This is a genomic window from Cognatazoarcus halotolerans (genome assembly GCF_009800965.1).
GTDB lineage: Bacteria > Pseudomonadota > Gammaproteobacteria > Burkholderiales > Rhodocyclaceae > Cognatazoarcus > Cognatazoarcus halotolerans.
Genome location: NZ_WUAF01000001.1, coordinates 567,521 through 589,211, shown reverse-complemented (window position 1 = coordinate 589,211; position 21,691 = coordinate 567,521). Strand labels below are relative to the sequence as shown.

Below are 21,691 nucleotides of genomic sequence, written 5' to 3'. Positions count from 1 at the left end.
CCTCCTCTTCTTGTTTTCAGTCGCCGCCGCAACCGCCGCTGCAGCCATCCCCGTCACCGCCGCCGTCCGAGCCGCATCCGCTCCCGCAGCCGATGTGGGTGGCGCAGTAGGCGCCGGAGCCAGCACCGCCCGCGGCAAGGCAGTCGATACGGTAACGGAAGCCGTCGGCGAGGCCGAGTTCACCGTCCAGGGCGAAGAGCAACGGCAACGTTGCCGGCGCCTTCGGATCGATGCCCGCGCGGCGGCAGGCAAGGCGCCAGCTGCGGCGCAGGCCGGTGCTCGCCTGCGTGGGGGTGGCCATTGCTTCGGCCGGAACGTGGTGCAGGAAGCGTCCGAGCCCACGACGGCAGAAATCCTGGTAATTGCGTGTGAACAGGATGAACTCGTGCCACGCGTCATCCACTGCCTGGGAGGGCATCGACAACTGCCTGCGGCCGGCGGCCAGATGCAGGTGGAACCACTCTCGCAAGCCTTCGATGACGCGGGCGCGCTGCGTCGGGTCGAGTTCGGGCCGCCGTTTGGCGAGGCGCCGGTCGAGCAGGCGGGCAAAGTCGAAGCCATCGATGTAGTGGCCGCGGGCCGCACGGCGCCGTCGCCCGAGCACGCTCAATGCGAGCAGCGAGAGCACGATCGCCGGAGCCAGGACGAGGAGCAGCGGCGCTGCACTCTCGATTTTCATGCGTCGAACAGGTCGGTGCCGCTGCGCGGTGGCGTCAGGCCGAAGTGGGACCAGATGGCGTGGGTGGCGATGCGTCCGCGCGGCGTGCGCTGCAGGTAGCCTTGCTGGATCAGATATGGTTCGAGGACGTCCTCGATGGTGTCGGGCGACTCGCCGATCGCGGCGGCGATGTTGTCGAGGCCCACCGGCCCGCCGCCGAATTTCTCGAGCACCGCGCCGAGCAGCTTGCGGTCCATCAGGTCGAGCCCCAGGCTGTCCACATCGAGCATTACCAGTGCCTTGTCGGCGACCTCGGCACTGATGTGGCCGCCGGCCTTGACCTGAGCATAGTCGCGTACCCGGCGCAGCAGGCGGTTGGCGATGCGCGGCGTGCCGCGCGCACGGCGGGCGATTTCAATCGCTCCGGCATCATCGATCTCGACGTCGAGCAGGCGCGCCGAGCGTCCGACGATGAAACCGAGTTCTTCGGCGGTGTAGAACTCGAGCCGCGAAACGATACCGAAGCGGTCGCGCAGCGGATTGGTGAGCATGCCGGCGCGGGTGGTGGCGCCCACCAGTGTGAACGGCGGCAGGTCGAGCTTGACCGAGCGGGCGGCCGGGCCCTCGCCGATCATGATGTCGATCTGGTAGTCCTCGAGCGCCGGATAGAGGATCTCCTCGACCACCGGGCTCAGGCGATGGATCTCGTCGATGAACAGCACGTCGTGCGGCTCGAGGTTGGTGAGCAGTGCGGCGAGGTCGCCGGCACGCTCCAGCACCGGGCCGGAAGTCTGGCGCAGGTTGACGCCCATCTCGGCTGCGACGATGTGCGCCAGCGTGGTCTTGCCGAGCCCCGGTGGGCCGAACAGCAGCACGTGATCGAGCGCTTCGGCGCGCTTGCGGGCGGCGGTGATGAAGATTTCGAGTTGTTCGCGGATCTTTTGCTGCCCGACGTACTCGGCTAGCCGCTTGGGGCGCAGGGCGCGCTCGATGGCGTCTTCCTGGCGGTCGGCCGGCCGGGCGGAAATCAGGCGCTGGGGCGCGGCCGCGGTGAGTTTGTCGGTTTCGATCATGACGCGAGTCTACCGGATTGTGGGGGGGCTGCGGCAAGGGCGTTGCGCTGGACGAGGGCGGGTTAAACTGCGAGCCCGATCCCGATTTCCGGCCCCCGAAATGGATTCTCCGCACCGCTATCCCGAGCCCGACCGCGAGGCGCTCTATCGTGTCATTGCCCAGCGCCGCGACATGCGCCATTTCCGTCCCGACCCGGTGGCGCCCGAAGTGTTGCAGCGCCTGCTGTGGGCGGCCCATCATGCGCCCAGCGTGGGCTACATGCAGCCGTGGCGTTTCATCCGCGTGAGCGATCGGGCGCTGCGCGGGCAGATGCATGAACTGGTCGAGGAGGAGCGCATTGCCACCGCGCGGGCACTTGGCGAACGCGAGGACGAGTTCATGCGCCTCAAGGTCGAGGGGCTGCTCGATTGCGGCGAGGTGCTGGTGGTGGCGCTGGCCGATGGACGCGAAGAACACATCTTCGGCCGTCGCACCCTGCCCGAGATGGACCTTGCCTCGGTGGCCTGTGCGATCCAGAACATGTGGCTGGCCGCGCGGGTCGAAGGGCTCGGGCTCGGCTGGGTGTCGATCTTCGATCCCGAGCGGCTGGCGGCCCTGCTGTCCATGCCGGAAGGGGCGCGACCGGTGGCGATCCTGTGCATTGGCCATGTCGATGCCTTCTACGACAAGCCGATGCTGGAGATCGAGCAATGGGCCGAGCGCATGCCGATCGCGTCGGTTCTGGGGGAGAACGCCTGGCCCGGATAGATCCGCGGTCCCGCTGCAACCCATGCAATACAAGAGGGCGTCGAGCGCCCCGCGAGAACACCTCAGGAGAACTGCCATGCAAGCAAGCGCAAGACTGATCTACGGCGCGCTGGTCGCCGATGCCGCGTCGCTGGGACTGCACTGGATCTATGATCCGGCGAGACTGGCCGAGATTGCCGAACGCGGCGATGTCGTGTTCCTGGAGCCCGACGCGGCCAATTACGAGGGCTGCAAGGGAAGCTTCGTGCACGAGCTCAAGCGGGCAGGCGCGTTGTCCGGTTACGGCGAATACTGTGCGTTGATGCTGCGGCACCTGGCCGGTCGCGAAGGGCGTTTCAGCCGGGTTGGCTACCAGACGCTGTTCCGCAGATATTTCGGCCCGGGCGGTGCCTACGTCGGTTACGTCGACCGCCCGACCCGGCTCACCATCCAGAAGCTGCTGCCATTCGAGGACCCTGCCAGCTATCCGCAGCCCTCGGGCGTCAAGGACGATCAGCTGCCGGCGCTTGCCGCGCTGCCGGCAGTCGTGGCGTGTGCTCACTGCCAGGGCCGTGATCGCGACGCGCTGCTCGACGAGATCGAGCATGTGGTGCGGGTCACCAGCGACGATGCGGCCGCGGTCCAGGCTGCCCGTGTGGCGGGTGTCGTGCTGTTCGAACTGCTCGCCCACACTTCGCTGGAAGGCGCGCTGCAATGCGGCATCGAGCAGGCCAGCGGAGCGCTCGCGGGGCGCTTGCTGGCGGCCATTTCCGAACCGGTATTCGACGCCGTGGCCGCGGCAGAGCGCTTTGGCGCGGCCTGCCACGTCGAGCAAGGTTTGCCGGTGATCTTTCACATCCTTGCCAACCGCCCGAGCTATCCTGAGGCGGTGCGCGCCAACATCCTCGCCGGTGGCGACTCGTGTGGACGCAGCATCATGCTCGGCGCGGCGATGGGGGTGATCGATGTGGTGCCGATGTCCTGGGCCGCGAAGCTGCAAGTGATCGAGGAGTGCAGCGGCTGGATCGCCGCGCTGGGCCTGGGCGACGCGCTGGAATAGGGAGCTGCGCCCGCCACCGACGAAAAAATGCCGGTGGTTTCACCGGCATTTTTCATCTGGACGTCCTGTCGATCAGCGATCGCCGCCCGACTTGGCAGAGAACAGCGCCGCGCGGGGCGCATCGCTGCGGCGCGGGGCGTTGCTGCCTGCAGGGCGGGGCGGACGCGCACCGGCCTGGGCACGGTCGCCACCACTGCGCGGCTGGCCGCTGCGGCCGCCGTCGGCACGCGTCGCGTCGGGACGTGGGCCCGAGCGTGCTGCCGGCCGGCCATTTGCCGGCTTGCCGGTGCGCGGCTCGCTGCGCGGACCCGGACGGCCCTGGCCGCCTTCGCGGCGCGGGGCGTTGCGGCCCGGGCGCGGCTCGCGGCGCTCGTCATCATGCTGCGGATTGGCGCTGGGCACGAAGCCTTCCGCGGTAGCGCGGTCGATCTTGCGCTTGATGAGGCGCTCGATGGCAGCCAGCAGCTTGATCTCCTCCTTATCCACCAGTGAGATCGCGCCGCCCGAACTGCCGGCACGACCGGTCCGGCCGATGCGGTGGACGTAGTCTTCCGGCACGTTGGGCAGCTCGAAGTTCACCACCTGCGGCAGTTGGTCGATATCGAGCCCGCGTGCGGCGATGTCAGTTGCCACCAGCACCGGAAGCTTGCCGCTCTTGAATTGCTCGAGGGCGCGGGTACGGGCGGCCTGGCTCTTGTTGCCGTGGATCGCCGCGGAGGCGATGTCCTGCTTGGTGAGATATTCGGCGAGCTTGTTGGCACCGTGCTTGGTGCGGGTGAACACCAGCACCTGGAACCATTGCTTCTGCTTGATCAGATGGGCGAGCAGTTCGCGCTTCTGCTTCTGCGGGACCAGATGGACCGACTGGGTGACCAGCTCGGAGGCGGTGTTGCGGCGGGCAACTTCGACGCAGCCGGGGTTGTGCAGCAGGCCATCGGCCAGCGCGCGGATCTCGTCGGAGAAGGTGGCCGAGAAGAGCAGGTTCTGGCGCTGCTTCGGCAGCAGCGCGAGGATTTTCTTGATGTCGCGGATGAAGCCCATGTCGAGCATGCGGTCGGCTTCATCGAGGATCAGGATCTCGACGCCGGAGAGGTCGAGGGTGCGCTGGCCGACGTGATCGAGTAGGCGGCCCGGTGTCGCCACCAGGATGTCCACGCGCTTGCGCAGTGCGGAGATCTGCGGATTGATGCCGACGCCGCCGAACATCACCATCGAGGTCAGCGGCAGATGCTTGCCGTAGGTCTTGACCGATTCTTCGACCTGAGCCGCGAGTTCGCGGGTCGGGGTGAGGATCAGGCAGCGGGGCCGGCCGGCCTTGGGCGTGCGGTTGTCCTGGAGCAGGCGATGCAGTACCGGCAGGGTGAAGCCGGCGGTCTTGCCGGTGCCGGTCTGGGCCGCGGCGAGCAGGTCGCCACCGGCCAGCACCAGCGGAATCGCCTGGGCCTGGATCGGCGTCGGGGTGGTATAGCCGGCGTCGGAGATGGCGCGCAGCAGGGGTTCGGCCAGTCCGAGACTGGCAAAGTTCACTTCGGTGTTCAAATCAGATTGCTCCAGCGACGGCCTGTTGTCGCACGGACAACACCAATCGAGGCGGGCGGGGAAAAGGACCTGTCGGGGATCGACGTGGTCGGTCACAAGGACTCATGCCGGTGCGCTGATTGGTCTGGCGCACGGAAGACGCGGATTGTACGGGTTTTGTTGTGCGATGCACTAACTATTTTGCTTTCGGTCGATTTCGCCGACCGATGGCGGGTTCGCAGGCACCGGTGGGGACTGTACCGGCGCTGTCGGGACGAAGTGTGCATGGTTGCCGGCTTGCATCCGATAGATTATGCGTGCATATACACTTATTTTCTGGCGCCGAACGCTCGTGACCCTGAATCCACAACTCCACATTGCTACGCCACTGGTCGAGTCGATGCCGCTGTCCCGCGCAGCGGCACGGCCCGTGTGGCTCAAGCTCGAAGCCCTGCAGCCTCCCGGATCATTCAAGATCCGCGGCATCGGGCTGGCTTGCAGCGAGTATCGGCGACGAGGTGCTGCGCGTTTCGTGTCCTCGTCCGGCGGCAATGCAGGCATCGCGGTGGCCTGGGCCGGTCGCCGGCTCGGCGTGCCGGTAACGGTGGTGGTGCCGGAAACCACGACGGAGCGGGCGCGGGGCTTGATTCAAGAACAGGGCGCGGAACTGGTGGTCTTCGGAGCCTCCTGGCAGGAAGCCAACGAGCACGCGCTGTCGCTGCTCGGCACGGATGGCGTGCTGATTCATCCGTTCGACGACCCCCTGCTGTGGCAGGGACACGCCTCGATGATCGATGAGCTTGCCGCGGTGGGCCACAAACCCGGAGCGGTGGTGCTGTCGGTCGGGGGTGGCGGCCTGCTGGCGGGCGTGATCGAGGGCCTGCGGCGCAACGGCTGGGCCGACGTGCCGGTGGTCGCGGTGGAAACCGAGGGCGCGGCGTCGCTCGCTGCCTCGCTGGCGGCGGGGGCACGCGTGACGCTGCCGGCCATCACCAGTGTCGCCACTTCGCTGGGCGCGCGGCAGGTCTGCGAGCAGGCGTTTCGGCTTGCCGGCGAGCACCCGCTGACGAGTGTCGTGGTCAGCGATCGCGAGGCGGTCGACGCTTGCCTGCAGTTCGTCGAGGATCACCGCCTCGTGGTCGAGCCCGCCTGTGGGGCAGCCCTTGCGGCGGCTGGCCGGATCCGCTGCGCAGCGCCGGTGCTGGAGGCGTCTGCAAACCTGCTGGTGGTGGTGTGTGGCGGCGCGACCGCGGGTGTCGATCAGCTTCGCACATGGCGGGAGAGGTTGGCATGAGCGTTGAACCCCTGCCTTGCACCGGTGCGCGGCTGCGGCGTCTGACCCGTCGCATGACCGTCTTCTACGAGCAGTATCTGCGCAGCGTCGGCCTGCGCCTGACCCAGTATTCGGTGCTCGCGCACCTGTCTGAAGTGCCCCAGTCGCTGCTCGAGCTCGCCGCGCGGCTTGAAACGGACCGGACCACGCTGTCGCGCGGATTGCGTCCGCTGATTGCCAATGGCTGGGTCAGCGAGATGCGGGGCGCGGATGCGCGTCAGCACCTGTTCGTGCTCAGTGCGGAAGGGTTTGCCTTTCGGGCGCTCGCCGATGCGCACTGGCGAGAGGCCCAGCTGGCACTCGAAGACGTCCTCGATCGTGAGTTTGTCGAGGACTTCCATGAATCACTCGAGCGTGCGTTGATCCGCCTCAAACCCGCCCTGCCGGAGGAAAACTGAATGTCGCGCGCAACCGCTGTCTCCCCGTGGCCGCTGATCCTCTGCGCAGCGGCGATCCTCATGATCACCATGGGGGCTCGTCAGTCGCTTGGGCTGTTCATTTCCCCATTGAACACCGCCACCGGTCTGGGCATCACCGCGATCAGCTTCGCGATGGCGGTGGCGCAGTTTGTCTGGGGCGCTGCCCAGCCGATTGCAGGGGCCGTGGCGGATCGCTATGGTCCGGGCCGCGTTCTGGCCTTCGGGGTCATCGTGACGGCGATCGGCTTTGCCCTTACACCGCTCATGGCCAGCGAATGGGGTCTGGTTTTCACGATCGGCCTGCTCAGTGCGGCCGGATCCGGTGCCGGAAGTTTTTCGGTGCTCATCGGTGCCGCGGCTCAGCGCCTCGGTCCTCAGTCGCGCGGCATGGCGGCAGGGGTGATCAACGCCGGGGGATCGTTCGGACAGTTCGTCTTCGCACCGCTGCTGCAGCGTTTGATCTCCGGTCTCGGCTGGGTCGGAGCAATGTTTTCGCTGGCCGTGATCACGCTAATGGCCTTGCCCTTCGCACGGGCGCTTCGCGGTCGGGCCAGTCCACAGGAGCTCGCCGCTCATCATGTCGAGCCGCCGGCGCACAACATGGACAAGGGCTTGCGGGTTGCGCTGCGCCACGCCATGGCGGACCGCAGTTATCTGCTGCTGCATGCCGGCTTTTTCACCTGCGGCTTTCATATCGCATTCCTGGTAACCCACCTGCCGGGCGAGGTGCAGCTTTGCGGTCTGCCCGCGCAAGTGGCGAGCTGGTCGCTGGCGATCATCGGACTGTCCAATCTTGCCGGCAGTCTGGCTGCAGGATGGGCGGTACAACGCTATCGCAGCAAATACGTCCTGGCCTGGATGTACGGCTCGCGCGCGGTGCTGGTGGCGCTTTACCTGATGGCGCCCAAGACCGCGATGACCTTCTATGTCTTTGCCGTCGGGCTCGGCTTTACCTGGCTGGCGACCGTGCCGCCCACGGCGGGGGTGGTTGGAAAGCTGTTCGGTACCCGTTACCTCGGCACACTCTTCGGGCTGACCCTGTTGTCGCACCAGATCGGTGGCTTCCTCGGGGCCTGGCTGGGCGGGTTCGCCGTCACCCGTACCGGCGACTACACATGGATGTGGTACGCCGACATGGCGCTCGCTGCGGCGGCAGCCGCATGCAACCTGCCGATTCGAGAGGCCCCGATGAAACGAGGCGTGCAGCTGGCCTGAGCGGGATCGGGTTTCAAGTTTGCACGGGACGCTCCGTTAATTTCGGTGGGCACAGTCGGTGCCAGAAATAGCGAAAGCGGAGTCACTCCATCCATTCGAACGCCCTGAAACTCTCCGAGCTGATCGGTGCCCTGAGTCACGCGCTGGATCTCACCGAAGGTCAGCCACCGGGGCATTGCGTGCGTTGCTGCTGGATCGGCACCCATCTTGGCCGCCAGCTCGGGTTGGCTGAAGACGAGCTGCGAGAGTTGTATTACACCTTGCTGCTGAAGGATCTGGGGTGCAGCAGCAACGCGGCGCGGATCTGCGAGCTCTATCTCACCGACGATCGGCGTTTCAAGCACGAATTCAAGCTGGTGGACGGCAGTTTGCCAAAGGTGCTCAATTTCATCCTGCGTCACACCGGCCTCAAGGCCGGACTGGCCGAGCGCTTCCGGTCGGTCCTGACCATCCTGCGCAGCGGCGACGAGATTGCCCAGGAACTCATTCAGACTCGCTGCCAGCGTGGCGCCGAGATTGCACGCCAGCTTCGTTTCAGCGAAACGGTCGCGGCGGGCATCCATGCTCTGGACGAACACTGGGACGGCAGCGGCAGGCCCGAGCGGCTTTCGGGAGAGGCGATCCCCTTGTTTGCCCGCATCGCGCTGCTCGCCCAGGTGGTCGATGTGTTCCATACCGCAGAAGGTGTCGAAGCAGCACTGGGGGAGATGCGGCAGCGCTCCGGGAGCTGGTTCGATCCGAGGCTGGTCGCAGCGCTCGAGGCGGTCGCCACCGACGAGGGCTTCTGGCGCATGCTCGTTTCGCCCGAACTCGACAGGGCTGTCTTCGATCTCGAGCCGGGCCAGGCCGAGGTGGCGCTCGACGATGACTATCTGGACCAGATCGCCGAAGCCTTCGGCCAAGTGGTGGATGCCAAGAGCCCATATACGTCCGGCCACAGCGCGCGGGTCGCGCTCTACACCGACATGATCGGCGAACAGCTCGGCCTCGATGCGGGGCGGCGGCGCTGGCTCAGGCGCGGTGCGCTGCTGCACGATGTGGGCAAGCTCGGGGTGAGCAATGCGATTCTCGACAAACCCGGCAAGCTGGACACCGAAGAGTGGGAGGCGGTGAAGATGCACGCCGTCCATACCGAAGCGATCCTGCGGCGAATCCCTGCCTATGTGGAATTGGCGCGGGTATCGGCGGCACATCACGAGCGGCTCGATGGCGGTGGCTACCCGCGCGGTGTCGCGGCCGAGCAGATTCCGATGGAGACGCGCATCATCACCACCGCCGACATTTTCGATGCGATTACCGCGGAGCGCCCATACCGTGGCGCCGTGCCAGTGGCGAAAACGCTGGAGATCATGGCCGAAAGTCTCGGCTCGGCAATCGACCGGGACTGCTTCGAGGCCCTCAGACTGGCACTGCACCGCCTCGCTTGATACGGCGCGCGGATTGCCGGCCTCGCGTCCGTTCCCGATTCCCGGTACCCTTGCGCCCCTGCGACGGGTGGGGGTTCGGCCCGTCTGAGCGAACTTTTTTCGGAGATGCATACATGGGCCTGCCGCGCAGCCGTCGCCTTCGCAAGAAATTGCACCGGGGCGAATTCAAGGAATTGGGTTTCGACGTCGACTTCAGTTTTCGCGAAGGGCTGTCCGAAGAAGAGATCGACCGCTTCTTCGATGATCTGATAGGCGAGCTGATCGTCCCCGCCAATCTGATCTACGGCGGCGCGACCGAAGGTTTCGTCTGCCGTGCAACGCCTGGCTCGGTGACCGAAGAGGAGCGCGCCGCCGTGTTGAAGTGGCTCGAAGCGCGCCCCGAGCTGACTCGGGTGGAGATCGGTCCGCTCGTTGACGCGTGGTACTCGGGTACCGACAGCATGCTGCTCTGAGCATCGCGGACACGGCTCCCCTCTTGGCGGGCGGCACGCGCAAGCGGGGCCGCCCGCCGCATTTCCGGGGGCCCGAATCGGCGCCGGGTGTTGACTCGGGCCGGGCTCCTGCATTAGCGTTCCGACCATGACTGCAAATCAGGCCCTCCTCGCCGCGATCTTCGCTGCCCCCAAACTGAACTCCCTGTTCGGTCTGGGCCTGCTGCTGCGCTCCCCGCGCAGCTAATCCATACCCCCTCCTGTTGATTCGATATCCCGCTGCAGCGGGTGAGTAGGCGCGTCTGCCCCGCTTGCTGCACGTCCATTCCGGAGACTGTCATGCCCTGCCATTTTCACGATTCAAGCCTGCTGCGACTGCTGAACGGCTGCCGGACCGCGCGCTTGCGGTCGTCCGGCGGCCATGTTCCGGATGATGCCGCCATCCGATCGAACCGAATCCCGATGCAATGGAAATGGAGTATCCGAGAATGTTGAAGCAACCCGAAACAAAGTACCGTCCCTTCACCCCGTTCGATGGCGTCGGCGCAGCCGACCGACAATGGCCGAACCGGCGCATCACCGCGCCGCCGGTATGGATGAGCACCGACTTGCGGGACGGCAACCAGGCGCTCTTCGAGCCGATGAACGGTGAGCGCAAGATGCGCATGTTCAAGATGCTGGTCGAGATCGGCTTCAAGGAAATCGAGGTGGGCTTTCCCTCGGCTTCGCAGACCGATTTCGACTTCGTGCGGGAACTTGTCGAAGGCGGCCACATTCCCGATGATGTGACCATCGAGGTGCTGACCCAGGCGCGCGACCACCTCATCGAGCGCACCTTCGAATCGGTGAAGGGCGCGAAGCGGGCGATCATCCACTTCTACAACGCCACGGCACCCAACTTCCGGCGGATCGTGTTCGGTCAGGACAAGGCAGGCGTGAAGGCGATTGCGGTGAACAGCGCCCGCCACATCCAGCGGCTTGCAGCGGAAGCGCCGGAGACTGCGTTCACCTTCCAGTACAGCCCCGAGGTGTTCTCGGGTACCGAATTGCCGTTCGCCTGCGAGGTGGTCGACGCGGTGACCGAGGTGTGGCAGCCGACGGCACAGAACCGATGCATCATCAACCTGCCCGCAACGGTCGAGATGAGCACGCCCAACGTCTACGCCGACCAGATAGAGTGGATGCATCGCAATCTTCAGCGTCGCGAGGGCATCGTCCTTTCCGTGCATCCCCATAACGATCGAGGCACCGCGGTGGCCGCCGCGGAGCTTGCAGTCATGGCCGGAGCCGACCGCATCGAGGGCTGCCTTTTCGGCAACGGCGAGCGCACCGGCAACGTGGACCTGGTGACCCTCGCGCTCAACCTCTACAGCCAGGGAATTCATCCCGGGCTCGATTTTTCGCGCATCAACGAAGTGGCCCGCACTGTCGAGTATTGCACCCAGTTGCCGGTCCATCCGCGCCATCCCTACGTGGGCGACCTTGTTTTTACGGCCTTTTCGGGCTCGCACCAGGACGCGATCAAGAAGGGCCTTGCGGTCCAGCAGCCGGATGCGCTTTGGGAGGTGCCTTACCTCCCGGTCGATCCCGCCGACCTCGGCCGCAGTTACGAATCGATCATTCGGGTGAACAGTCAGTCGGGCAAGGGCGGCATCGCCTTCCTGCTCGAAACCGAGTACGGTATGGTCTTGCCGCGACGCTTGCAGGTGGAGTTCTCGGCAGCTGTCCAGCGCGTCACCGACGATTCGGGCGGCGAAATGAGCGCCGGCGAGATCTGGCAGACCTTCGAGTCCGAGTACCTCGCCGTCGATGCGCCCTTCGCCTATGTCGAGCACCATCTGTTCGAGCACGGCGACCAGCAGGGTATCAGCCTTACGGTCGAACGCGGCGGTGAGCGGCGCGTGTTGCGAGGCGTCGGCAATGGTCCGATCGATGCCGCAATCCACGCGCTTGCCAGCGACGTGAAATTGCTCGACTACGAGGAGCGTGCGATCGGCGTCGGCTCGGATGCGCGGGCGGTGGCTTTCGTCGAACTTTCCGCCGAAGGACTCAACGGCGCCCTCTTCGGAGTCGGCATGCACGGGAACATCGTTACAGCATCCATTCTTGCAATATGCTCGGCAGTGAATCGGATCGCTGCACGTGGTGTTCCGGTGACGCCAGCCGGAGACAGGGGCGAGGGCGCCAGGATCAGCGCCTGAGGCTTTGGCCCCGGGGCGCCTTCGGCGGCTGCCCCGGGGTTCGGTTTTCGATCGTAACGGACAGCCTCTCTGGCGACTCTTGATGCTGTGCTGCAAAAAATTCGGGGTAACGATCCGCAAAATAAGTGTTCACTGATCAATGCTTTGGCGTTGGCAAGCATGCGGTCGTCCTATTTTGTCGGCGTTTTTTGGGGTTGCTATAACTTTCGTTCAATTTTCTCTTTTTTAATAAGGAGTTACAGTCCGCCTGCATTATAAGAAGAACGGGGTTGCGGACGATGAACTGCAGGTCGGAGGCGGCAGGGCAAGGGCTGTTGCGTAAGGTTCTTTATCAGAGATTGAACCGCGAGGCCGCGCTCGGCCTTGTGCTGAGTCTTTGTTTGTTGCTGTGCAGCGGAGTGTTCGCCGTTTCCCTGCTTGGCGGGTACCTGTTGCCGGACCATTCCCTGGCGCTTCGTCTGGCCCTCGCCATCCTTCCGGCAACGCTGGCCGTTACCGTGGCTCGTTGGCTTTTCGTAGTGAACCCCTTGCCTCGGGGTATCGTGCTGGCGCCGGACGAGGCATTGCGGTTTCGTCGCGTGGTGGGCAGGTTGTGCGACCAGCTGCGGGTGCCGATGCCCGATCGACTGCTGATCAGCAATGACCTCAATGCGGCAGTGATTACTCGCCCTCGCCACGGATTGTGGGGGCCGATGGAATCCGTCCTGGTAGTTGGGCTGCCACTCCTGCAGAGTGTCAATCCGCGTCAGTTGCAAGCCATTCTGGCCCACGAGATCGCTCATCTTGGACGCCAGCGTGCTGGCGACAAGGCATGGAGTGCGCATTTCAGGGCATGGTGGTTGCGTGTGGTAGACCGTATCGACAATTGCCCTGACATCATTTCGAGGCTCGTTTCGGTTCCCCTCAGACCCTTTTCGGACCGCTTCGTATTGTCCTTGCTTGAACTCTCGCACCTGGAGGAATTCGAGGCCGACGCTGTCGCTGCTGACATGGTCGGCGCGGAGGCGCTGGCCGAAGCCCTGATCGAGGTCGCCCTGAAGGCCCAGATCCTCGATGCGGCGACGTGGCTGGTCGACCCGGGCCGCATTGTCTCTGGGGATGCCGTCGGCCCGTCCGGGCTACTGGACGATGGACATCGCGATGCCCTGCGTGAATTGCGTGGCGTGCTGTGCACCGCTGAACTGCTGGATGAACCGGGCCCGGAACTTCACCCGGCGCTCGGAGACCGTTTGGCTGCACTGCAGGTGGGCCTCCATTCGCTGATCGAAGAAGCCCCGTCCGCCGCACACTGTTATTTCCGCAAACTGCTGCCCTCGTTACAGTTGCGCTTCGATAGCGCCATGCCCATGTCCTTGGCGGCCGCCTGAGGCGTGGTCGCGGCCGTCCGCTAGAAGTTGTTCTCTTCCGCTTCGAGGTAGGCCAGGCTCACGTATTTGCCGATGTTGTGCTCGAAGCCTTTGGTATCGGCGGCACGACTGGCCACACGCGGGTCCTTGACGACCATTTCCCGAGCCACGCCCATACCTTTTCCTCCCTTCACTGCCGCTTCGCAATTGCGATAGATCCCTTCGAACAATTCACGGTTCCAGTGAAGCACGTCCTTACTGGGGTGGCCGTGGCCGGGCACCCATAGACGGGAGTCCGCGTTCTTTTCCAGCGCATCATAGAAGGCGAAAGTACCGAGATATTTCCCGTCGTCCATATTGGCGATGCGACGGTCCATGGCGACGTCACCGACGTGAGTGAGCTTGTCTTCCAGCACTTCCACGCAGATGTCGCCCGGCGTGTGGGCCACGCCGTAGTGATGGACCCGCAGCGTGGTATCGCCAAAGGAGAATTCCGCTCCATGCTCCACCGTCTTGTTCGGCGGTACGATCATGGTGCCCGCAGTGCTCTGGTTGGTCCATTTTTCCATGAGCGTGCGCCAGCTGTTTCCCTCGAAACCCTCGATCTTTTCCTTGCTGTGGGCATGAGCGTAGATCGGCATGTCCTTGCCGAAAGCTTCGACGTAGGCCTGGTTCCCGAGCCAGTGGTCGCCGTGATAGTGAGAGTTGAAGATTGCGACGACGGGCTTATCCGTGAGTCTGCGGATCTGCCGGACCGCCATTTCGCCGATCTGCAGCGACGCGCCAGAGTCGAGAATCACGACTCCCTTGGCCGTCAGCACGAAGGTCACATTGCACATCATGCCGAGGTTCTCTGGCGTCGGAAAACCGTCCGGTGAATAGATCATCCATACCCGATCCGAGAGTCGCGTCGGTGCGATGTCGGGTACGGGCGGCCCCTTGATGAAATTCTCCATCTCGCGGGCCAAGGCGGAGATGCTGCTCCACGGCAGCAGGCCTGCCGCAGTGGTCAGCGCGCCTGCGCCCAGGCCAATGCGCAGGAAATCGCGTCGTCGCCCCGCGCCCATGGCCGTGTGTCCAGCCTTCATGATCGTCTCCTCCGGATTGAGAGCAGAAGGATATTAACAACTTCTGATGCAGCGGTGGCCGGTGCGGTGATGTCCGGCAGCGTTCTCAGAGCAGGGCGTAGGTCGTGGTCGCGTGGACCGCTGTGCGTCCGTCGATACCCGCGATTTCGATTTCACCAAATACCAGTGAACGCCCCAGACGCAGGATGCGGGCGGTGACGGTAAGGTCTCCCTGAATTACCGGACGCATGAAGCTGGTATTGAGACTGACCGTGGTCATCGGGCGGAACCCTCCGAGTGCGCTTGAGATCGCGATGACCATGGCGGTGTCGGCCGCGGACATGAACACCTGGCCGCAAATCACGCCGCCGACGTGACGCAGCGCTTCGTTGGCAGGGAGCCGCAGGACGGCTTCGGTGTCGGACACGCTGACCGGTTCCATGGCCAGCTGCTGGATCCAGGGGGCGAAGATCTCGCTCATCATGGCATTTGCCTGCTCGATGGCAATCGACATCTCACCTCCTTGATCTTGTTGTCTGGATACTCCGTTGGCGTCGGGACGACCTTCAGCGCTTTTCCCGGGACTCGAGTCTGTCCAGCATGGCCGCAATTGCCGGCAGCCCTTCGCTGATTGCGCTGATCCCCGGCGAGAGTATCAGTGCCGATTTTATTTCGCCAATCATGCCGTGCTGAACTGCAGGAATCTGCATCCAGCCGGGTCGGCTGGTCATTCGTTCGGGTCTGAAGTGCTTGCCGCACCAAGAGCCGATGATCAGCTCGGGTGCGCGAGCCACCACCTCGGCCGGGTCGGCGATGACGCGCTCGCCGGCCCCAGGTCTGAGTGCCAGCTCGGCAAAAATGTCCTCGCCTCCGGCAATCCCGATCAGTTCCGAGACCCAGCGGATCGCCGAGATCATCGGTTCGTCCCATTCCTCGAAATAGACTCGCGGCGTGCGGCCAAGTCGTGCCCGCCGGGCCTCGCCGTCGCTGCGCGCCTGCGCGATCGTGGCGTCCAGCGCGGCAATCAGCTCGGTCGCTCGCGGCTCGGCACCAACGAGGCGTCCAAGGGTCCCGATCATGGCCAGAATGCCTTCAACATCGCGCTGGTTGAAGACGTGAACCGCGATCCCGGCCTTGATCAGGTCGCGGCAGATGTCAGCCTGCAGGTCCGAAAAGGCCAGGACGAGGTCCGGCTTCACGGCCAGAATGCGGTCGATGCGGGCACTCGAAAAGCCGCTGACTTTGGGCTTCTCACGGCGTGCCCGTGCGGGTCGCACGGTAAAGCCGGAGATGCCTGCTATACGTTCTTCCTCGCCGAGCGCGTAGAGGACCTCCACGGTCTCGCTGGACAGGCACACGATCCGCTGAGGCAGGCGCCTCACTGTCGAGGTTCCGGCCGGCGGCTGCGAGCGGCTTCGAGTTGTCCGCACAGCCGTTCCGCCCCATCGAGAATGCGCGGGGTGTGACGCTGCATCAGCTCGGGCGGGATAAAGAAGAGATTGCCTCGCGCGGCCGCGGTCAGCTGTGGCCATTTCTGCCAGCGATCCAGCCACTCTGGCCGCGAGTCGCCCATGCCGCTGGCGACGATGACCTCGGGGTTGGCGGCGAGCACCGCTTCAGTGCCGATACGCGGAGCGAGCTGACCCAGATCGGCAAACACGTTACTGCCACCACATAGGCGCATCGCATCGGAGATGAGGTGCTTGCCGTTGATCGTCATCAGCGGTTGGTTCCATATCTGGTAAAACATGCGCACGGGCGGCCTCGATGCATACCGGGCGGCGAGCGCGTCACGGCGCTCGCGAAAGCGCCGGGCCGCGGCGTTTGCGAGCTCGGTCGTGCCGGCGAGGATGCCGATCTGCTCCAGCGACCGGGCCACGTCATCCATGTTGCGGGGTTCATTCACGAACACCGGGATGCCGAGTGCGGTGAAGCGCTCCAGGTGAGCATCGCGATTGCCGCTCTTCCATGCAATGACGAGATCCGGTTTGAGTGCCGCCACCGCTTCCATGTCGACGGCGCTATAGCCTCCGACTCTGGGCAGTGCGTGCGCCGCTTCAGGGTAATCGCTGTAGGCGACTGCGCCTACGACGTGTGCTCCAGCGCCCGCAGCAAAGAGAAGCTCGGTGAGATGCGGGGCAAGGCTGACGATACGCCTTGCCGGGGCCGCAAGGGTAAGCGTGTGTCCTTCATCGTCGATCAGACTGATCGGTGTCGCGAATGCGTTTGCGGAGGTCAGACACAGAATCAGCGTCGTGTGCAGGAGGCGGCGAATCGTGTTCATGTAGAAACCTTTGGTGCCTTACCGGTGACCCGGAGCAGGGCTTCCTCAAGCTTGTGCCATTCGGCTTCGTTGCCAGGCAGGCCGAATCGCAATGCGGAAGGATGCTTGAACAGCCTGACCAGCACGCCCTGCTGTGCCAGTGCCGCGTGGATGGCTGCCGCGTCGCGATGTTCGAGATAGCGGAACAAGGCGCAGCCGGTACTTGCGCCAAGGCCGCAGCCGGTCAGCAGGTGCGCGAGCCGCAGTCCGTCCTCGTACAGGCGGGCGCGCGTCTCGGTCTGCCATGTCGAATCAAGCAGTGCCTGTCTGGCGACGACGCGTGCGGGGCCGCTAAGGGCCCACGGGCCGAGCATTTCCCGCACTGTATCGCGTACCGACTGCGCGGCAAGTACAAATCCGACACGCGCGCCTGCGAGGCCGAAAAATTTGCCGAGAGAACGCAGTACGACCAGACCGCGCCCGCCCGCATGCCGTGCGAGGCTGAATCCGGGTGTTACGTCCACGAAGGCTTCGTCGACGATCAGCCAGCCTCCGCGCGCGGATAGTCGCTGGTGCCAGTCGAGCAGTTGTTCGAGCGGCCACGTGTGGCCGGTCGGATTGTTGGGGTTCACCAGCAGCAGGATGTCGAGACTGCCGATGCTGTCCTCGATCCCGGCGGCTTCGAGCGGGATAGGGTTGCAGTGGCGCCAGGCGTGGGCGTGCTCCGCATAACCCGGGGTAAGTATCCCGACGTTGTGCTTCCCGCCGCTCGCGCCAAGCGCGGCCGGCAATGCCTGGATGGCCGCCTGCGAGCCTGCAACAGGCAGAATGTCGGTACAGCCGTAATAGGATGCGGCGGCTGATTCGAGGCCGTCGTTTTCCTCCGGAAGGCGCAGCCAGCACCGCGGGTCTACCGGTGGTGGTGGGTAGCCGCGTGGATTGATGCCGGTCGACAGATCGAGCCAGTCGGCCAGTGCGATCCGGTAGTGTGTCGCAGCGGCGCGAAGCCGTCCTCCGTGCTCAAGCATCGCCGAGCCCGATCAGAAAGGTGGCGACCCCGGCGGCGCACAGCCAGAGCAAGATGCCGCGATTGACCAAGCTGACCGCACGGCGAATAGAGTCGGCGTCGGGCGGATTGCCTGCGCCGAGTCCTGGGCGTGTTTCGAGCTTGCCGTGGTACACCGCAGCCCCGCCCAGCGTCACGTTCAGGGCGCCGGCGCCGGCTGCCATTACCGGCCCGGCGTTGGGACTGTCCCATCCACTCGCCTGCATGCGCCAGCAGGCAATGGCCGCGCCGGTCGCGCCCAGTAGCGCGTAGCTGAGCGCGGTCAGACGGGCTGGTATCCAGTTGAGGAGGTCGTCGATGCGCGCCGCCGCCCAGCCGAACTCAAGAAAGCGGGGGGTGCGATAACCCCACATTGCGTCGAGAGTATTGGCGAGCCGGAACAGCAGTGCGCCGGGGCCGCCTGCGACAAGGAACCAGAACAGGGCACCGAACACCGCATCGTTGCCGTTTTCGAGTACCGATTCGACGCCCGCCCTGGCGATGCCGACTTCGTCCAGTTCCGTGGTGTCGCGCGACACCATCCAGCCGACCTTGCGTCGGGCTTCGGGCAGATCGCCGTTGGCGAGCGGCGCAGCGACTGTCTCGGCGTGCTCGGCGAGACTGCGCGCGCCGACCGCAAAGTAGAGGAGAAGTGAGTCGACAATCCAGCCGGTTGTCGGGCCGATGGCGCGCAAGGTGATGCACAGCGCAACCCAGCCGGAAACCGCCAACAGCCATGCCAGTAGGCCGCGAACTCGGGGGCGTCCGCTCCCGAGGCCAGCTGCGGTATTGAAGCGGGTTTCAATTGCGGTCGCCCAGCGACCGAAGCCCACCAGCGGGTGCCAGCGGCGCGGTTCTCCGAACAGCCGGTCGAGCGCAAGGCCTGCGAGCAGTGCCGCAAGCAGCACGAGAGGTGAGGTGTCGGTGAGCATCGGGAAGGGCGGCAGTTCTGCGCGTGCGATAATCCACCGCTTTCAGGAAAGGCGGCATTCTACTGCATGACACCACGAGCACCGACGCTGATGATCCAGGGCACTACCTCGGATGCGGGCAAGAGCACACTGGTCGCGGGCCTGGCCAGGGTGCTGGCACGCCGCGGTCAGCGGGTGGCACCCTTCAAGCCGCAGAATATGGCGTTGAACTCGGCAGTGACGCCAGAAGGCGGGGAGATCGGGCGCGCCCAGGCGCTGCAGGCGAAGGCGGCCCGCGTGGCGCTGCATACGGACTTCAATCCCGTGCTGCTCAAGCCTGCCAGCGACATCGGCGCGCAGGTCATAATTCATGGCAAGGTCGTCGCCAACCTGTCTGCTCGGGACTATCACGAATACAAACCGCGCGCGATGACCGCGGTGCTCGAAAGCTGGCAGCGTCTCACCGCCGCGTACGACGCGGTGATCGTTGAAGGGGCCGGCAGTCCGGCCGAGATCAACCTGCGCGATCGAGATATCGCCAACATGGGCTTCGCCGAGGCGGTGGATTGCCCCGTGATCTTGGTGGCCGACATCGACAAGGGGGGGGTCTTCGCGCACCTTGTGGGAACGCTGGAGTTGCTGAGTCCATCCGAGCAGGCGCGGGTGAAAGGCTTCGTGATCAATCGCTTTCGTGGTGACATCGGTCTGCTGAAGTCGGGCCTCGACTGGCTTGAGGCGCGTACCGGCCGCCCGGTGCTTGGTGTGCTTCCCTATCTGCACGGTCTCTTTCTGGATGCCGAGGACGCGCTTGGTGACGCACGGGCCGACAAGATCGATGCGAAGCTCAGTGTCGTCGCGCCGGTCTATCCACGAATCTCCAACCATACCGACCTCGATCCATTGCGCCTGCATCCGGAAGTCGATTTTCGCTGGGTTGGCCCAGGCCAGCCCTTCCCGTCGGCGGATCTGGTCGTTCTGCCCGGTTCGAAGAGTGTCCAGGCGGATCTTGCGTGGCTGCGCGAGCAGGGCTGGGAAGCGTCGATCGCACGTCATCTGCGCTACGGTGGCAAGTTGCTCGGCATTTGCGGCGGCTACCAGATGCTCGGCCGACATCTGCATGATACGCACGGTCTCGAAGGCCCGGCCATGAGTCTGCCCGGCCTCGGCTATCTCGATGTGGAGACCGAGCTGGAGCCGGAAAAGCGTCTTGTGGAGGTAAGCGGCACACTGTCGCTGGATGGCGAGCCGCGGATGCAAGGCTATGAGATTCACATGGGCGTGACGCGCGGCCCTGATACGGCACGCCCACTGTTGCGACTCGACGACGCACGTGTCGACGGCGCGGTCTCCATGGATGGACAGGTCGCCGGGTGCTATGCGCATGGGCTTTTCGACACCCCGTCGGCTCTTGCGTCTCTGTTGGCCTGGGCGGGAGCGGGCGTGACTGCGCCGGTCGATCTGGCTGCACGCCGCGAGGCAGACCTGGAGCGGCTTGCCGACGCGGTGGAGAGTTCGTTGCGACTCGATCTGCTGGCCGAGTGGGTGCCAGGTTTCGCCGTCGCGCCTGGTTCAGGGGAAATTGCGGGGTGGCGTCATCAGCACGCTTGACCGCCCCCGGTGGCCTCTCTACCATTTCCCGCCATGGACGCCGAAATCAGCAAACTTGAGCAACAGGTAGAGCAACTCGTAAGCCTCTTCGAGGCCGAGAGGTCGGAGAATCGCGCCCTGCGTACGCGTGTGGCTGAACTGGAGGGGGCCAATCGCCGCCTCAAGGCCAAGGTGGACGCCGCAGCAGCCCGAATCGACGAAGTGCTTCAACATCTTCCGCAGGTCTCGTGATGGATACCCTCGATATCAGATTGCTGGGGCGCGATTACCGTGTTTCCTGCCCCTCCGAAGAGCGCGAAGGCTTGCTGGAAGCTGTGCGTTTCCTCGACGGGCGGCTCAATGACCTGGCAGCGAAAACGAATTCTGCAGGTGAAAAACTGGCGGTCATGACGGCGCTTAATATTGCACACGAATACCTCCAGTTTCAGCGGACGGGCGGGTTTGACATGCCGGCCTTGAAGCGTAGAATCGATCTCGTCAATGCACGCCTTGATGGTGTTGTGGGACAGCAGGAGAAGCTCTTCTGAGCCGCATCGAAGAACAATTGATCAATCCCCTGCGGTGTTCGAGTCGGTCGTAGATTCCTTGAACCAATGACTACGTGTCTGGGTTGCGAACCATGGAAACCGTTGGTGTGCGTGCCCCCAGTCGGGTATGCCTGATACGGAAGGGAAGCGACCTCCCTGAACTACGGTTCAGGATGCCGACCGGCACGGCACATGCGGGGGACCAAAAAAGAGAGGCGCGAATTTCGCGCCTCTTTTCTTTTCTGGCAGGGGGCTGCGGGAACTGGACCGCCGAATTCCAACATCAATCACAGGGGCTCAGTGTAACGGTCGTGATCGCGGGCAGATTGCCGAAGTATTCGGCCAACGGGCGGCAGTGCCCGTCCAGGCACAGGGTGTAGCCCGCTGTATAGGGCGAGTGCGCGAGGTCGAGGCGGGCGAGACGCCGCGTTACCTGGTAATGCCAGACCCCGTTTTCCAGTCGCGCACCTTCCGGAGGGTCCATCCCCGCGCCAGAGCCACGGATACGTGCCTCCTGCAAGACGAGGGAACCGGCATCGACCCTCCACTCTTCTTCCCAGCGGATCTTTTCGATCGAATGCGTCCAGGCCAACGTGAATGCAGTGCTGGCAATCTTGACCAGCAAGGCTCCACTTGCCAAGCATAGGCTCATGACTTCGGGTCCAACGTTTCTCTCTGCCGCACATGATAGGCGATATGGGTCGGAGAGGCCGCCCGCCTGCCCGAGCAACTCAGGCAACTGCACGGCCGTGCTATCGGGAAGACGGTTGTCCGATAGATATCCAGTCGTAATCGCGGCTGTCCTTGTCGCCGACATTCTTGACGTGGGCAGCAATCGTTGCTCACGTCGTGATGGCGGACG

The 21,691-nt window shown here is 64.5% G+C and carries 22 protein-coding genes and 1 other RNA gene; 13 read left to right on the top strand and 10 right to left on the bottom strand.

Annotated elements, in window-relative coordinates; translation table 11 throughout:
- Window positions 1-16: 16 nt before the first annotated feature.
- Both GQB03_RS02775 and ruvB read right to left on the bottom strand, forming a co-directional pair.
- Entirely contained in the window at window positions 17-679 is a 663-nt protein-coding gene (locus GQB03_RS02775) for a glycine-rich domain-containing protein (protein ID WP_200832071.1), read from the bottom strand.
- Window positions 676-1,731, bottom strand: a complete 1,056-nt coding sequence (ruvB, locus tag GQB03_RS02770) for a Holliday junction branch migration DNA helicase RuvB (RefSeq protein WP_159683857.1) — start codon at window positions 1,729-1,731, stop codon at window positions 676-678. The genes GQB03_RS02775 and ruvB overlap by 4 nt, the downstream gene beginning before the upstream one ends.
- Window positions 1,732-1,831: 100 nt before the next feature.
- Between ruvB and bluB the strand changes: the two genes are divergently transcribed.
- Window positions 1,832-2,479, top strand: a complete 648-nt coding sequence (gene bluB / locus GQB03_RS02765; RefSeq protein ID WP_159683854.1) for a 5,6-dimethylbenzimidazole synthase — start codon at window positions 1,832-1,834, stop codon at window positions 2,477-2,479.
- A gap of 76 nt (window positions 2,480-2,555) precedes the next feature.
- On the top strand, window positions 2,556-3,518 hold the full coding sequence (locus GQB03_RS02760) for an ADP-ribosylglycohydrolase family protein (RefSeq protein ID WP_159683851.1): 963 nt from the start codon (window positions 2,556-2,558) through the stop codon (window positions 3,516-3,518).
- 72 nt (window positions 3,519-3,590) lie between these two features.
- On the opposite strand, the gene GQB03_RS02755 is transcribed toward GQB03_RS02760, so the two are convergent.
- On the bottom strand, window positions 3,591-5,057 hold the full coding sequence (locus GQB03_RS02755; RefSeq protein ID WP_159683848.1) for a DEAD/DEAH box helicase: 1,467 nt from the start codon (window positions 5,055-5,057) through the stop codon (window positions 3,591-3,593).
- 331 nt (window positions 5,058-5,388) lie between these two features.
- On the opposite strand from GQB03_RS02755, the gene GQB03_RS02750 reads away from it, so the two are divergent.
- From GQB03_RS02750 to GQB03_RS02720, 7 genes are all read left to right on the top strand, one after another.
- Entirely contained in the window at window positions 5,389-6,330 is a 942-nt protein-coding gene (locus GQB03_RS02750) for a pyridoxal-phosphate dependent enzyme (RefSeq protein WP_235026908.1), read from the top strand.
- Complete coding sequence (locus GQB03_RS02745) at window positions 6,327-6,767, top strand: MarR family winged helix-turn-helix transcriptional regulator (RefSeq protein WP_159683842.1); 441 nt, start codon at window positions 6,327-6,329, stop codon at window positions 6,765-6,767. Before GQB03_RS02750 ends, GQB03_RS02745 begins: the two co-directional genes overlap by 4 nt.
- Entirely contained in the window at window positions 6,768-8,003 is a 1,236-nt protein-coding gene (locus tag GQB03_RS02740) for an MFS transporter (RefSeq protein WP_159683839.1), read from the top strand.
- A 179-nt stretch (window positions 8,004-8,182) separates the two neighbouring features.
- Window positions 8,183-9,430 (top strand): HD-GYP domain-containing protein, encoded by a 1,248-nt coding sequence (locus GQB03_RS02735; RefSeq protein ID WP_327516004.1) that lies wholly within the window; start codon window positions 8,183-8,185, stop codon window positions 9,428-9,430.
- Window positions 9,431-9,543: 113 nt separating this feature from the next.
- Window positions 9,544-9,882 carry a YggL 50S ribosome-binding family protein gene (locus GQB03_RS02730; protein WP_159683836.1) on the top strand — a complete coding sequence of 113 codons (339 nt, stop codon included), beginning with the start codon at window positions 9,544-9,546 and terminating at the stop codon, window positions 9,880-9,882.
- A 467-nt stretch (window positions 9,883-10,349) separates the two neighbouring features.
- Complete coding sequence (leuA, locus tag GQB03_RS02725; RefSeq protein WP_159683833.1) at window positions 10,350-12,062, top strand: 2-isopropylmalate synthase; 1,713 nt, start codon at window positions 10,350-10,352, stop codon at window positions 12,060-12,062.
- Window positions 12,063-12,376: 314 nt separating this feature from the next.
- On the top strand, window positions 12,377-13,429 hold the full coding sequence (locus GQB03_RS02720; RefSeq protein WP_235026907.1) for a M48 family metallopeptidase: 1,053 nt from the start codon (window positions 12,377-12,379) through the stop codon (window positions 13,427-13,429).
- Between the two features lie 20 nt (window positions 13,430-13,449).
- On the opposite strand, the gene GQB03_RS02715 is transcribed toward GQB03_RS02720, so the two are convergent.
- From GQB03_RS02715 to cbiB, 6 genes are all read right to left on the bottom strand, one after another.
- Complete coding sequence (locus GQB03_RS02715) at window positions 13,450-14,496, bottom strand: MBL fold metallo-hydrolase (protein ID WP_200832070.1); 1,047 nt, start codon at window positions 14,494-14,496, stop codon at window positions 13,450-13,452.
- An 85-nt stretch (window positions 14,497-14,581) separates the two neighbouring features.
- The gene (locus GQB03_RS02710) at window positions 14,582-14,989 is read right to left on the bottom strand and encodes a PaaI family thioesterase (RefSeq protein ID WP_159683827.1); all 408 of its coding nucleotides are present in this window, start codon (window positions 14,987-14,989) and stop codon (window positions 14,582-14,584) included.
- A 52-nt stretch (window positions 14,990-15,041) separates the two neighbouring features.
- Window positions 15,042-15,857, bottom strand: coding sequence for an ABC transporter substrate-binding protein (locus tag GQB03_RS02705; RefSeq protein WP_159683824.1), 816 nt, complete (start codon window positions 15,855-15,857; stop codon window positions 15,042-15,044).
- A complete protein-coding gene (locus GQB03_RS02700) occupies window positions 15,854-16,759 on the bottom strand; it encodes a cobalamin-binding protein (RefSeq protein WP_159683821.1) in 906 nt (301 codons plus the stop codon). Before GQB03_RS02700 ends, GQB03_RS02705 begins: the two co-directional genes overlap by 4 nt.
- Window positions 16,756-17,766, bottom strand: a complete 1,011-nt coding sequence (gene cobD, locus GQB03_RS02695; RefSeq protein WP_159683818.1) for a threonine-phosphate decarboxylase CobD — start codon at window positions 17,764-17,766, stop codon at window positions 16,756-16,758. Before cobD ends, GQB03_RS02700 begins: the two co-directional genes overlap by 4 nt.
- Window positions 17,759-18,715 carry an adenosylcobinamide-phosphate synthase CbiB gene (cbiB, locus tag GQB03_RS02690; RefSeq protein WP_159683815.1) on the bottom strand — a complete coding sequence of 319 codons (957 nt, stop codon included), beginning with the start codon at window positions 18,713-18,715 and terminating at the stop codon, window positions 17,759-17,761. Before cbiB ends, cobD begins: the two co-directional genes overlap by 8 nt.
- A 66-nt stretch (window positions 18,716-18,781) precedes the next feature.
- On the opposite strand from cbiB, the gene GQB03_RS02685 reads away from it, so the two are divergent.
- The 4 genes from GQB03_RS02685 to ssrS all read left to right on the top strand — a co-directional run bounded on the left by GQB03_RS02685 (window position 18,782) and on the right by ssrS (window position 21,034).
- Window positions 18,782-20,302 (top strand): cobyric acid synthase, encoded by a 1,521-nt coding sequence (locus tag GQB03_RS02685; protein ID WP_200832069.1) that lies wholly within the window; start codon window positions 18,782-18,784, stop codon window positions 20,300-20,302.
- A 33-nt stretch (window positions 20,303-20,335) separates the two neighbouring features.
- Window positions 20,336-20,533, top strand: a complete 198-nt coding sequence (locus tag GQB03_RS02680) for a hypothetical protein (protein WP_159683813.1) — start codon at window positions 20,336-20,338, stop codon at window positions 20,531-20,533.
- Window positions 20,533-20,829 (top strand): cell division protein ZapA, encoded by a 297-nt coding sequence (locus GQB03_RS02675; RefSeq protein ID WP_159683810.1) that lies wholly within the window; start codon window positions 20,533-20,535, stop codon window positions 20,827-20,829. Before GQB03_RS02680 ends, GQB03_RS02675 begins: the two co-directional genes overlap by 1 nt.
- A gap of 23 nt (window positions 20,830-20,852) precedes the next feature.
- Window positions 20,853-21,034, top strand: a non-coding RNA gene (gene ssrS, locus GQB03_RS23610) — 6S RNA.
- A gap of 78 nt (window positions 21,035-21,112) precedes the next feature.
- On the opposite strand, the gene GQB03_RS02670 is transcribed toward ssrS, so the two are convergent.
- On the bottom strand, window positions 21,113-21,481 hold the full coding sequence (locus GQB03_RS02670; RefSeq protein ID WP_159683807.1) for a DUF1850 domain-containing protein: 369 nt from the start codon (window positions 21,479-21,481) through the stop codon (window positions 21,113-21,115).
- Window positions 21,482-21,691 lie beyond the last annotated feature (210 nt).

Coding starts and splice junctions, on each gene's coding strand:
- GQB03_RS02775 (WP_200832071.1), bottom strand. CDS start 679: ATGAAAATCGAGAGTGCAGCGCCGCTGCTCCTCGTCCTGGCTCCGGCG.
- ruvB (WP_159683857.1), bottom strand. CDS start 1,731: ATGATCGAAACCGACAAACTCACCGCGGCCGCGCCCCAGCGCCTGATT.
- bluB (WP_159683854.1), top strand. CDS start 1,832: ATGGATTCTCCGCACCGCTATCCCGAGCCCGACCGCGAGGCGCTCTAT.
- GQB03_RS02760 (WP_159683851.1), top strand. CDS start 2,556: ATGCAAGCAAGCGCAAGACTGATCTACGGCGCGCTGGTCGCCGATGCC.
- GQB03_RS02745 (WP_159683842.1), top strand. CDS start 6,327: ATGAGCGTTGAACCCCTGCCTTGCACCGGTGCGCGGCTGCGGCGTCTG.
- GQB03_RS02740 (WP_159683839.1), top strand. CDS start 6,768: ATGTCGCGCGCAACCGCTGTCTCCCCGTGGCCGCTGATCCTCTGCGCA.
- GQB03_RS02730 (WP_159683836.1), top strand. CDS start 9,544: ATGGGCCTGCCGCGCAGCCGTCGCCTTCGCAAGAAATTGCACCGGGGC.
- leuA (WP_159683833.1), top strand. CDS start 10,350: ATGTTGAAGCAACCCGAAACAAAGTACCGTCCCTTCACCCCGTTCGAT.
- GQB03_RS02715 (WP_200832070.1), bottom strand. CDS start 14,496: ATGAAGGCTGGACACACGGCCATGGGCGCGGGGCGACGACGCGATTTC.
- GQB03_RS02710 (WP_159683827.1), bottom strand. CDS start 14,989: ATGTCGATTGCCATCGAGCAGGCAAATGCCATGATGAGCGAGATCTTC.
- GQB03_RS02700 (WP_159683821.1), bottom strand. CDS start 16,759: ATGAACACGATTCGCCGCCTCCTGCACACGACGCTGATTCTGTGTCTG.
- cobD (WP_159683818.1), bottom strand. CDS start 17,766: ATGCTTGAGCACGGAGGACGGCTTCGCGCCGCTGCGACACACTACCGG.
- cbiB (WP_159683815.1), bottom strand. CDS start 18,715: ATGCTCACCGACACCTCACCTCTCGTGCTGCTTGCGGCACTGCTCGCA.
- GQB03_RS02685 (WP_200832069.1), top strand. CDS start 18,782: ATGACACCACGAGCACCGACGCTGATGATCCAGGGCACTACCTCGGAT.
- GQB03_RS02680 (WP_159683813.1), top strand. CDS start 20,336: ATGGACGCCGAAATCAGCAAACTTGAGCAACAGGTAGAGCAACTCGTA.
- GQB03_RS02675 (WP_159683810.1), top strand. CDS start 20,533: ATGGATACCCTCGATATCAGATTGCTGGGGCGCGATTACCGTGTTTCC.
- GQB03_RS02670 (WP_159683807.1), bottom strand. CDS start 21,481: ATGAGCCTATGCTTGGCAAGTGGAGCCTTGCTGGTCAAGATTGCCAGC.